This is a genomic window from Bradyrhizobium sp. MI1.4 (genome assembly GCF_055811315.1).
In genome coordinates this window covers 42,376-53,177 of sequence record NZ_JBVVPP010000014.1, presented here as the reverse complement: position 1 = coordinate 53,177, position 10,802 = coordinate 42,376, and the positions used below count along the sequence as shown (strand labels likewise).

Annotated in this window: 8 protein-coding genes and 1 pseudogene; 4 read left to right on the top strand and 5 right to left on the bottom strand. The window is 63.3% G+C overall.

From position 1 onward, the window contains the following. Nucleotides 1–1,207: polysaccharide deacetylase family protein (locus AC0L23_RS18065; protein ID WP_473357179.1), on the bottom strand; the 1,207-nt coding region annotated here is incomplete at its 3' end. Between the two features lie 190 nt (nt 1,208–1,397). Beyond that, nucleotides 1,398–2,171, bottom strand: coding sequence for a polysaccharide deacetylase family protein (locus tag AC0L23_RS18060; RefSeq protein ID WP_473357178.1), 774 nt, complete (start codon nt 2,169–2,171; stop codon nt 1,398–1,400). 116 nt (nt 2,172–2,287) lie between these two features. Here AC0L23_RS18060 and mgtE point away from each other — a divergent pair, with 116 nt between their 5' ends. From mgtE to AC0L23_RS18040, 4 genes are all read left to right on the top strand, one after another. Next, nucleotides 2,288–3,709, top strand: coding sequence for a magnesium transporter (gene mgtE, locus AC0L23_RS18055; protein WP_018455198.1), 1,422 nt, complete (start codon nt 2,288–2,290; stop codon nt 3,707–3,709). Between the two features lie 223 nt (nt 3,710–3,932). Further along, nucleotides 3,933–4,250 carry a helix-turn-helix domain-containing protein gene (locus tag AC0L23_RS18050; protein WP_018455197.1) on the top strand — a complete coding sequence of 106 codons (318 nt, stop codon included), beginning with the start codon at nt 3,933–3,935 and terminating at the stop codon, nt 4,248–4,250. 171 nt (nt 4,251–4,421) lie between these two features. Next, nucleotides 4,422–5,240 carry an aldo/keto reductase gene (locus AC0L23_RS18045; RefSeq protein WP_085360919.1) on the top strand — a complete coding sequence of 273 codons (819 nt, stop codon included), beginning with the start codon at nt 4,422–4,424 and terminating at the stop codon, nt 5,238–5,240. A gap of 49 nt (nt 5,241–5,289) precedes the next feature. After that, nucleotides 5,290–6,273 carry a hypothetical protein gene (locus AC0L23_RS18040; protein ID WP_085360921.1) on the top strand — a complete coding sequence of 328 codons (984 nt, stop codon included), beginning with the start codon at nt 5,290–5,292 and terminating at the stop codon, nt 6,271–6,273. A 541-nt stretch (nt 6,274–6,814) separates the two neighbouring features. On the opposite strand, the gene AC0L23_RS18035 is transcribed toward AC0L23_RS18040, so the two are convergent. The 3 genes and pseudogenes from AC0L23_RS18035 to AC0L23_RS18025 all read right to left on the bottom strand — a co-directional run bounded on the left by AC0L23_RS18035 (nt 6,815) and on the right by AC0L23_RS18025 (nt 9,768). Further along, on the bottom strand, nt 6,815–7,054 hold the full coding sequence (locus AC0L23_RS18035; RefSeq protein WP_085351363.1) for a hypothetical protein: 240 nt from the start codon (nt 7,052–7,054) through the stop codon (nt 6,815–6,817). A 406-nt stretch (nt 7,055–7,460) separates the two neighbouring features. After that, the gene (locus AC0L23_RS18030) at nt 7,461–8,513 is read right to left on the bottom strand and encodes an HlyD family secretion protein (protein WP_085351364.1); all 1,053 of its coding nucleotides are present in this window, start codon (nt 8,511–8,513) and stop codon (nt 7,461–7,463) included. After that, nucleotides 8,510–9,768: pseudogene (locus tag AC0L23_RS18025) on the bottom strand (glycosyltransferase family 2 protein). Before AC0L23_RS18025 ends, AC0L23_RS18030 begins: the two are co-directional and overlap by 4 nt. Between the last annotated feature and the right edge of the window lie 1,034 nt (nt 9,769–10,802).

Below are 10,802 nucleotides of genomic sequence, written 5' to 3'. Positions count from 1 at the left end.
CCCCGGGCGCGGGGGGGGGGGGGGGGGCGGCGCGCCCCGGGGGGGGGCGCCCGGGGGCCGCGGGGGGGGCGCGGCCGCCCCGGCCCGGGCGGGGGGGGCCCCCCCGCGACAAGGTCGTCGACAGCAGCACCTCGACCGAGCCTTCCGGGATCGCAAAGAGATCGCGGCCAGGCACGGGCAGGGTGGCCGCGACATTGGCGAGCGCCATGGTCTTGCGCGGCAGCAGCGGTTGGTGCGCGGCCTGTGCGTTGAGGTCGGCCAGCGAGGGTGCCGGAAGCGTCTTGGTCTGCGCGAACACGAAGTTCGGCACGGCCGGCCAGCGCGCGATCGGTGTGGTCTCGGTCGGCGGATGCAGCAGCCATTCCACCGGCGTTGTCGGCGTCGCCGGCTGCTCGGCGGTCGCGGGCACCACGTGCACGATGCGATAGCCGCGCGCCTTGAGGTCGCGGATGATCTTCGGCAGCGCCGCCACCGTGCGGGCCTGGATGTCGTGCAGCAGCAGGATGCCCTTGCCCTTGGCCTCAAGCCGCTGGATTGCGAGCTGATAGACGCGATCGGGCGACACAGGGCGCCAGTCGTCGGCCGGGAAATCGGCGCTCCAGACCTGGATGCCGCGCGAGATCAGAACGTTCTCGACGCCGTCGGCGCGCATCAGGCCGGGAATGCGGAAGAACGGCGCGAGCTTGGACGGATCGGTCATTGCGGCCGATGTCCACTCGATGCCGCCATTGATCTGCGCCTCGGCCTTGTCGAGCGGCATCCGGTCCATTGTGAGGGGATGCGTCATGCTGTGGGTGCCGACGGTATGGCCCGCTGCGACCAGCTTGCGCACGCCTTCCGGGTTCGCCTTGGCCTGTTCGCCAATGATGAAGAAGGTCGCCTTGATGCACTCGTCGGCGAGGATCTGCAGCACCTGGTTGGAATATTTCGGCAACGGACCGTCGTCAAAGGTCAGAACGACTTCATGGTCCTTCAGCGGCAGCGTCTCGCGGTACTGCATGGTGCCGATGCGGGGATGCTCGTGCGGATCGACCACGAGCGTGCGGGAGGTCCCGAGCGCGTCCGGATGGCCGGGGCAGTCGGCCGCAATGGCCGGCGAGCCGATGGTCAGGACACCAAGGAATCCGCCAAGAAATCTGCCAAGGAAGCTGCCAAGGCAAAGGACGATCCACGATCGCGTCCGAGCAACAACGCTACTTCCGATCATGAACCTCGTCTGCCCTCTTACGCGATTGCCGCCATAGTAGGTCGGAGACATCGGCAAACGGTTCAGGCGCAAGAACCGTTACCCAGAACCTTGCCGCGACAAGTCCCCTTGATACTTGCATGGCGTAGCATGAACAGACTGTTAATAGGGCCCAAATCACCCCATTTTGCACCGGCGTGACATTCCGGCATCAATGCGCGTCGGCACTCTTCTGTGATGCGCCCGCCGGCACGACGTGAACCACCCGATAGCGGTTCTCCCTCAGATACCGCAGGAAGGCCGGCATGATCGCAGCCGTACGCGCCTTGGGATCGTGGAACAGGATGATACCCTTGCCGGCGGCGGCGAGCCGCTCCGTGACGAGCTTCAATTCCTGCTCCGGCGTCATCTCGTTCCAGTCGCTGGCCCACAGGTCGGCCCCGAACACCACGATGCCGCGGGACTGGAGCAGGTCAAGCTCGGCTGGCGTCGCCTCGAAATAGGGGAAGCGGAAGAACGGGGTCGCGGGCGTCGTTGTCGAGGTGCCGTGCAGAGCCAGCTCGACGGCCGCGATGCCGCGGTCGATTTCGCTCTTCGCTTTGTCGAACGGAATGCGCGCCATGAATGGGTGCGAGAAGGTGTGGTGACCGATGCTGTGGCCCTCGCGCGCGATGCGCTTGACCATGTCAGGGTGTTCGGAGGCGTGCAGGCCGATCAGGAAGAAGGTCGCGCGCACGCATTCCTGCGCCAGTGCCGCCAATACCTTCGACGTCGTCGGCGGATGCGGGCCGTCGTCGAAGGTCAGCACGACCTCGTGATCGGCAAGCTCCAGCGTCTGCGGAAAGCTCTTCAGGCCCACGCGCGGCGTGGTCTTGGCGTCGACGCTCAGAATGCGGGAGGTGCCGAGCGCGTCCTTGCGCGGGCACTCGGCGGCTTCACTCGAGGCGATGCCGGTGAGGGCGGCGAGGGCTGCGCCTGCCGACATCGAGGTCCACCTCAGTCGAAGCATCTTTGTCATTGCGCTCAGAGTTGCCTTGTGGGTATTGCCTGAACCGTCAGCTCAGACCACTCGTTCCAACCTGTCGAACGGCGAGGCGCGCCATGGATGAACATCTGGACGGTGCCGCATCTGCCGCGGAATCGGTACTCGACCACGTGCCGATGCGCAATGAAGACGGCGAAATTCGTCACGAATTCGTCGCGGAAATTACCCATGCGATCGAGGCCGGCGACAGCGCCGCGCTGCGCGCCTGCGTTGCCGAGCTGCACGAGGCCGATCTCGGCGATCTCATTGGGGCTCTCGAGCCCGACGATCGGGTCCGCCTGGTTGAGCTGACGGGGCGCGATTTCGACTTCTCCGCGCTGAACGAGCTCGACGAGGGCGTGCGCGAGGAGATCCTCGAGGAACTGCCGCCGCAGACGGTCGCGGAAGGTGTGCGCGAGCTCGAATCCGACGACGCGGTCGAGTTGCTGGAAACGCTCGATCAGGCCGATCAGGAGGAGATCCTCGAGAAGCTGCCGCTCAAGGAGCGCGTCGTGCTCGAGCGCAGCCTGCTTTATCCGGAGAACTCCGCCGGCCGCCGGATGCAGACCGAGTTCATCGCAGTGCCGCAGGATTTCACCGTGGGGCAGGCGATCGACTACATGCGCGAGACGCCGGATCTGCCAGACCGCTTCTACGAGATCTACGTCGTCGACAAGGAGCAGCACTGGCAGGGCGCGGTCTCGCTCGACGTGCTGCTGCGCGCCCGCCGCCCGGTGGCGCTTGCCGAGCTGACCGACGAGGATCGCCGCCGCGTCTCCGTCCTGGAGGACCAGGAGGAGGTGGCGCGCATGTTCGGCAAGTACAATCTCGTCGCAGCCCCGGTGCTCGACACCCAGGACCGCCTCGTCGGCGTCATCACCGTCGATGACGTCGTCGACGTCATCGAGGAAGAGGCGGACGAGGACCTCAAGGCGCTCGGCGGCGTCAACAGCGACGAAGAGCTGTCCGACACCGTGTTCACCATTGCACGCGCGCGGTTCAACTGGCTGCTGGTCAATCTCGCCACCGCCTTTCTGGCGTCCTCCGTGCTCGGCCTGTTCGAGGGCCAGCTCGAGAAAATGGTGGCGCTCGCCGTGCTGGCGCCGATCGTCGCAAGCCAGGGCGGCAATGCCGCGACCCAGACCATGACGGTCGCGGTGCGGGCGCTGGCGACGCGCGAGCTCGGCTCCTCCAATGCCTGGCGCGTGGTGGTGCGCGAGGGCCTGGTCGGCCTCGTCAACGGTCTCGCCTTTGCCGTGATCACGGGCGTCGCTGCGGTGGCCTGGTTCAGGATCCCGGGCCTCGGCCTGGTCATCGGGCTCGCCATCATCGTGAACCTCTTCGCCGGCGCACTCGGAGGCATCCTGATCCCGATGGCGCTCGAACGTGTCAGGGCCGATCCGGCCGTGGCTTCCGGCACGTTCGTGACAACCGTCACTGACGTCGTCGGCTTCTTCTCCTTCCTCGGCATCGCGACGTTGTGGTTCGGGTTGAGGTAGGGCTACACGCACTCTCGTCTCCCGGGCGCGCTGCAACGCCCTTGGCGTTGCTGCGCAGAACCGGGACCCAGAAGCGGCACAGTATTGCGCCGACATGGGCCCCGGCTCTGCAGCGCACCGCTGAAGAAGCGCTGCGCTGCGTCCGGGGCACGAGCCGTATACGCAGCCATCATCTTTAATCCGGACTTAAGCGAGCTGCCGCATCATCGCCTTGCTTGGGGGAATGAGCATGCGTGTGCGGCTGAAGGCGGACGGACGGATCGTCGAGTTGCGGGATGGGCAGGAGTTTCCGGTCCAGCCGTTTCCAATCCAGCCCGTACCTAACGCAGCGCCGCCCGACACCAGCTCGCTTGCCGTGCGCGATTTGCGCCGTCGTGCCTGCCTGACCCAGATGGAGTTCGCGGCCAAGCTCGGCGTTCCCGTCGAGACCATCCGCAATTGGGAGCAGGGCAAGCGGGCCCCGCGGGGACCCGCCCGCGCGCTGCTCGCTGTGATCGCGCATGCGCCTGACACCGTGTTCCAGGCGCTCGCCAAAGCCTGAGCTCGAGGCCTGACGTCAAGGCCTGACGTCAAGGCCTGGCACGAACCTCCCGTTAGCATTGCGCGCAAGATCCGACCCGGCGGCCGGTGTCGCCCGTTGGCAGTGTTGCCACCCGGGTTCATAATGACGCCTGGATCATGATTTGGGCGACCGCGACAGAGAGGATTCCTCATGCTGTTCGTCGAGACCAATGGCGCAAGGATACCGGCGATCGGGCTGGGGACCTGGGAGCTGAGCGGGCGCATGTGCGCCCGTGTGGTCGAGCAGGCGCTGCGGCTCGGCTATCGCCACATCGATACCGCACAGGTCTACGAGAATGAGCGCGAGGTCGGCGACGGCTTGCGCGCCTCCGGCGTGCGCCGCGACGACATCTTCCTGACGACAAAGGTCTGGACCAACCATTTCGCGCCCCACGATCTCGAGCGCTCGGTCAAGGAGAGCCTGGCGCGCATGCGACTTCCCTCCGTCGATCTCCTGCTGCTGCACTGGCCCAATTCGCACGTGCCGCTGGAGGAGACGCTGGGCGCGCTGTCGCATGCCAAGCGCATGGGCCTGACCCGCCACATCGGCGTTTCCAATTTCACCGTGGCGCTGATCGAGCAGGCGGTGGCGTTGTCGCCGGAGCCGCTGGCCTGCAACCAGGTCGAATACCACCCTTATCTCGACCAGGCGAAGGTGAGGGCGGCCTGCGATCAGCACGGGCTCGCGCTGGTTGCCTACAGCCCGATCGCCAAGGGGCGGATCAAGACCGACCAGACGCTCGCCGAGATCGGGCGTCTGCATCACAAGACGCCGGCCCAGGTCTGCCTGCGCTGGCTGGTGCAACAGAATGTCGCTGCGATCCCGCGCACCTCGCGCGTCGAACGCCTGTCGGAAAACATCGAGATCTTCGATTTCGAGCTTTCGGACGACGAGATGGCCCAGATCGCCGCGCTGGCCAGTCCCAAGGGCCGCCTGACCGATTTCGCCTCCGCGCCAAAATGGGATTGAGAGGGGCCTGCCGTATGCTAGGACCAGCTTGGCAACCTGAAGTCAGGCGATGGAACTGCGGAAGATCATACGGACGGACATTGCAGCGTCGGCGATCGCCCATCTGACGCTGGTCGCGCTGATCATCGTGATCAGCGAAGTCCATCCGTTTCACGCCAGCCCGCCCGAATCGGTTTCAATCAGCATCGTGACGCCGGAGCAGGTGAAGCAGGAGGAGGCCAAAGCCGAGGAGAAGGCCGAGGAAAAACTCAAGGCGAAGCCGCCGGAGCCGACCCCTGACCTGAAACTGCCGAAGTTCGATTTGAACGATAAGGACAAGGCGGCGGCCGCGCCGAAGCCCGAGGCGAAGCAGCAGGCTGCGGCACAGTCCTCGAAGCAGCAGGCCTCGCCTGAACCGCCGCAGCAGAAACAGCCGCAGCCACAGCCTTCACAGACGCCGCAGCAGCGCGAGGCAAATGCGCAGCCGCAACCGCAGCCGCCACAGCCACAGCCTCAGCCATCGCAGTCGCCGCCGCCTCAGGCGACGCCGCAGCCCCCGGCGCCACAGCTACTGCCACAAGCGATGCAGCACCCGGAGGCCGCGCCGCCGCCGTCCTATCAGGCGCCGGAGCCCGACGTCACTGTCAAATACGGCGTCATGCTGGGCCTGCCGCCGGAATTGCCGACGGAGCTGCCGAAAGACGCCCCCAAAGACGATGGCGGCGATGCCAAGGATTCAATCGCGGCGAAGCTGCCGGTCGAAATCATCGCCGAGCTGCGTCGTCATTTGCGAAGCTGCGCCAAGCTGCCGGCTGGGGTCGCGCCGACCGACAACGTCAACATCAAGCTGCGCACCGTGCTCGCGACCGACGGCACGCTGGCGCGCGAGCCGATCCTGATCGAAGCCCCGCCGTCCGCAAAGGGCGTGGCGCTCGTGAAGTCCGCCATGAGCGCGCTTCAGGCCTGCCAGCCCTACAAGATGTTGCCGGCCGACAAATACGGGGAATGGAAGGTGATGGACCTGCCGTTCAGCCCGCGGGATTTCGGCGGCTAAACTCTCGCTTGGGCTACGGCCTTGCTTTGTCGCTCTGCTGTCAATCCATCTTCGCAAATATATTCCACTTTACCGAAATTCGGACGCGGCGTATGTGTTGGCCATCCCGGCTCATCCTTGAGGGGCGATCTTGTGGTCGTCATGTTCGCGAGCCGGCTTGCGGTGGACGCGGCAGCGTTCGGGTGCGAGAGGCCAAGGGCAGGGCGGATTGCTCTCTGTGAGCCCAAGGCTTCGTGCCGTCGAGCGGCGCTGCAAAGCTTCGTCACGGCGCCGCCTGTCAAACCGCCACAGACGAGACGCCGGCAGCGAATACAACCTCAGCCTGAGTCGGGCGGCGAAATTGAAGCGCAGCCGCCGCGCGTGCACGGCGATTGCCGCGTCGGCGGGAGCATCAAAATGCAAAGATAATCAATGCCACCAGCAAGACGTTGAACATGCCCAACGTGAGTACGGCGATATCGAAAACGCGGATCAAGCTGATCATGGTGTCCTCCGATACACGCCAGCCGGGTGCTATGATGCCTCCGCTACGACCGGGTGTCTATGCAGTTTGTGCCTGCTCGGCGACCATCGCCACAATGTCGGCCACCCGCGTTGGGTCCAGAACGCCGTGTGTGGGAGCGCGGGCGCGCTTGGGAAAAGTGGTGAAAATTCCGCCTTCGTCAACTCGCGCGGCATTGTTGACCGATGCGCTGTTGAGTTGCAACCATTTGTCCAAAACTTCACTCGCCCTGTGGAGACAGGCGAGACCGTTGAAACTATCGTAGTTGCAGTCGGGCATCGTGCTACCGACCAAGGCAGCTCTACCTGGCTGCTGAAGCTACCCTATGCTTATTCTCTGTCCAACTCTGCTCGCCACAGTCGCACTTGAGCGACGGATAAGCCGAGATCGCCGCTAATCCTTACAAGTCAGCCGGAGCACACGCTGGGGACACCACCATCTCGACCCAACACCTTGTGCACCGCGCGCTAGTGCCCACGATCTCGCAAGCTGGGTCGGCCGACACAATGTCGCGGCAGCACTTCGGGCACGTATATCCCGCGATGTTTGGCGTGAAGTCATACTCCGGACCAACATAGGCGCAGATCATGTGGTGGAATACTGGAAACAACATCAGCGCGGAGGAGCCGCAAGCCGGGCAACCCGTTTGGTTCGCTTCGATCTGCATGCTGCACCTCGCTCCCTCTCACAGCTCGTCGAGCCCGAATAGTTTCACCAGCATGGAAGCAATGCGCGCGCTGAGTTGTGTGTAGTGCATGTGAACGTCGACGGCCGAGTTCAGCGCCGGGGGATGCGCGCCTGGGCTGAACTGAATTCGCGCGATTTGCGAGGCGGTACGCTCGCGCGCCGCCGATGAGCCCGCTCCGGGGTACACGTCTGACACCGGCAGAATTTCCACGATCTCGCCCAGAATTCGCCGGTTGCCGAACAGGACAAAGACTTCGTTACCGACTTTCGGGTCGGACAGGCGTTCGTTGGGAACGTACCAGTCGACGAAGACATCGGTGGGGTCGAGAATTTCTGCGATCGGAGTGCCCGCCACCAGTGACTGGCCGGCACGCGCTGGATTGTTCGCGACGATGCCAGCTATGGGTGAAAAGACTCTTCCGTCGGCAAAGCTGCTTTCAACCTTTTCGAGGCGATCAGAAAGTTGCCGGCTGAATTCGTCGAGAGCGGCCAATTGAGTGCTGGCCTCGGCGGCTTCCGCCTCCTGCGAGACCACGGCTTTGTTCGCCAGGGCGCGCTCCCGCGACATGTCAATGCGGTAATTCAGGCTCGCGGCCGATGAGGTTGCGATAAGTTGGACAGCTTCCTCAGCAAGCTGCAGATGTGAGCGCGCCGCGTCGAGAGATTCGCGCGCAACCCGGGCTTTGACACGCAGTTCCGCTTTGCGGCCGGCGATGTCCGCGAGCGAGCGCATATAAGTAGCGACGATTTCATCGTGCTGCGGAGACCGCACCCTTCCGATTTCTTCGCCGGCCTTGACCGATCCACCTCTCACCACGGTGATGCTGTTGATCTGCACGATGTAGGGCAGTGAAACCAAATATCTTGGCGAGGACACGCTGCCCGGGCCGCCGAGATAGAGAATTGGCCTCCCGAAATAGACGACAAAGAATGCGAGTATGCCGAATACGATTGTCGCATAGGCGGCGCGGACGGTCCGTCCGGCCGCGCGCCGACGGCTCTCGATAGGATCGGGAATATGCGGATCGAGTCGCGTCAGGGCCACCGTCATTTGGCCACCTCTTTTGTCCGATCTCCGAATAGTGCACGGCGAACGCGCGGTGGCACGAAATCATCGTTCCGCGACGAGGCAAAGATGATTTCCGAAGAGTAGGAAAAAAACCGCGCGCACTTCAGATAGACGCCCTGGTACAAGGGAAAGATCAGCGCCATCTTCCAGCCAAAGTTTCCGACGGATCGTTGGAATAGGGCGAACACAAGTGCCATATTGAATGCCGAGATCCAGAGCAGCAGCAGCAGGTAGATCGCCGAGAGAAACAACACGGCATCCGGGCCGAACAACAGCACAATGTAGGCCAAGTAGAACGGCAGGCTGAGCGTCGGAACGAGATCGAAGACGATGAAGTCCAGCCGTTGGATCGTGTCCGGTAAACGCTCTAGCGGATGGCGAAAACTCAGCTCGCCATACATCATGAAACGGATGCGCAGAGCATCGCGATCCCAGCGCGCGCGCTGGCGCAACAGACTGATGCCGCTTGCGGGGCCGGCTGTTTCCGCCCAGGCGTCGGACACGAACCGAATGACATAGCCGAGCCTGCGGAGCCGTAAGGTGTACTCCATATCTTCGCCAGGCCCGACGTCGAGCCCGCCCTGCTGCGTGAAGATATCCCGCCGATACATGGAACAGGCGCCGGACAGACACGCGATCGCATCCACCACGTCGAGGATCGACCGCCCCGCAGTGATCGACATCAGGTATTCGACGCTTTGAAGTCCTGTCCATATCGAATCGCGCTCATTGCTGATCGCGATGTTGCAACTTGCGCCGGCGACGAGCGGATCGCCGAACGCAGCCGCGAGGCGCTCAACCGCGTTCGGTTCGAAGACAGTGTCGGCATCTAGGGTCAGAAGAAGATCGCCGCGGGCAAACCGTGCAGCGCGTTGATGGCAGCGCTGCGGCCGCAGCGGGTCCCATGGCAGATGACCATGTCAACCAGCCCCTGCGCTCTCGCCCGCTCCGCGACCGCGCGTGTTTGGTCGGTGGAGCCGTCGTCGACGACGATGATTTCGACAGGTCGCAGGGTTTGCCGGCGCAGCGAGCTGATCGAAGGAGCAAGCCCGGAGCCGCCGTTGAAGGTCGGGATAATCACGCTTACCGTCGCCTCGCAAACCGTCCCACTGGCGCTTCGCCGCTTCGAGCTGAACAGAGCAAGAGACACCAGCGATAAGGTGTAGCGGGGTATGTCGAATATCAGCAGCGAGAAGGCGAGCAGAAACAAACTCGTTCCGGCGAGCACTTCTACCATTTCGGACATGCCGGCCACCTCCGCTGCGAAAGGACCATTCCGAGCATCCGACCAAACAAGGCGCGCAAGGCAATTATCAGATGGGAAAATGAAGACCATCGCGTTGATGGTCGAGTGGTAAATTGCGTAAACATTTGCTTTGTGTGTCTGCGCTATTCACCTCCAGCATCGGCTTGGCCAATTGACGATGGAAGCGTGCTCTCGAGTTTTGATTTTGTTGGCCTGCTGGCATCAGCATTGCGGTTTCATGCTGTTGCCGGGTCGATAAATCCGACAAGGTGACCGGTCCGGCCAACCTTTCAGGCGCAAGACGGCCTCAGTCTGGAGGGCTGAGGCCGGGGGCCGTTGATGTACCGTTGGGGTCGGTACTCTTCTATTTTAATCATGGCGAGACCACTTTGCGGTATTGTCCTGAAGGACAAGCAATCAGCACGTTGTTCCTCTCACACATCTGCGGACCGCCCGACGGGTATGACGGACCGTCGTCCGTGCTACGCACACGCCGTTGATACGTGTCCTACCGACGCCGCAGGCAGCAGCAACTTCCGTAACGAGGCTTTCGGGCTGTGCAATCGGGGCAGGTGTCATCGCCTGAGCCGATACTGCGAAGCAGAAGGCGAATGTGGCAATTCCGAGCGACTTGATCATATCGAGCTCCCTGGAAGCGCCCAACCGCCCGGCCGGCGCGGCCGAGCGATGGACGCGACTCTCTCAAGTTGATGCCCGCGCCTGTAAGAGAATTGAGATAGATCAAAGCGACTTTAGGGAGTTCCATGCGGCAATCGCTGCACATAGCAGATCGAGACGCCGGCTTAGGACTATGACCGCAGACCTTGGGACAAGAAGGTGAAGTGGCCAGACTCGGGCAAAATGCGCCGCGAAGGTGCCAAGCTATGGTCGCAATTCGAGATGCGAGCTGGAAAAGTGGCGCTGCCGCCTCATGCTCCGTGGATTGGGGGGGGGGCCCGCGAAAAAAAAGAAGCGGCCCCCGGGGGGGGTTGTTTTTTTTTGTGGGCGGGGGCGATAAAAGTGGT

Coding starts and splice junctions, on each gene's coding strand:
- AC0L23_RS18040 (WP_085360921.1), top strand. CDS start 5,290: ATGGAACTGCGGAAGATCATACGGACGGACATTGCAGCGTCGGCGATC.
- mgtE (WP_018455198.1), top strand. CDS start 2,288: ATGGATGAACATCTGGACGGTGCCGCATCTGCCGCGGAATCGGTACTC.
- AC0L23_RS18030 (WP_085351364.1), bottom strand. CDS start 8,513: ATGACGGTGGCCCTGACGCGACTCGATCCGCATATTCCCGATCCTATC.
- AC0L23_RS18035 (WP_085351363.1), bottom strand. CDS start 7,054: ATGCCCGACTGCAACTACGATAGTTTCAACGGTCTCGCCTGTCTCCAC.
- AC0L23_RS18045 (WP_085360919.1), top strand. CDS start 4,422: ATGCTGTTCGTCGAGACCAATGGCGCAAGGATACCGGCGATCGGGCTG.
- AC0L23_RS18060 (WP_473357178.1), bottom strand. CDS start 2,171: ATGTCGGCAGGCGCAGCCCTCGCCGCCCTCACCGGCATCGCCTCGAGT.
- AC0L23_RS18050 (WP_018455197.1), top strand. CDS start 3,933: ATGAGCATGCGTGTGCGGCTGAAGGCGGACGGACGGATCGTCGAGTTG.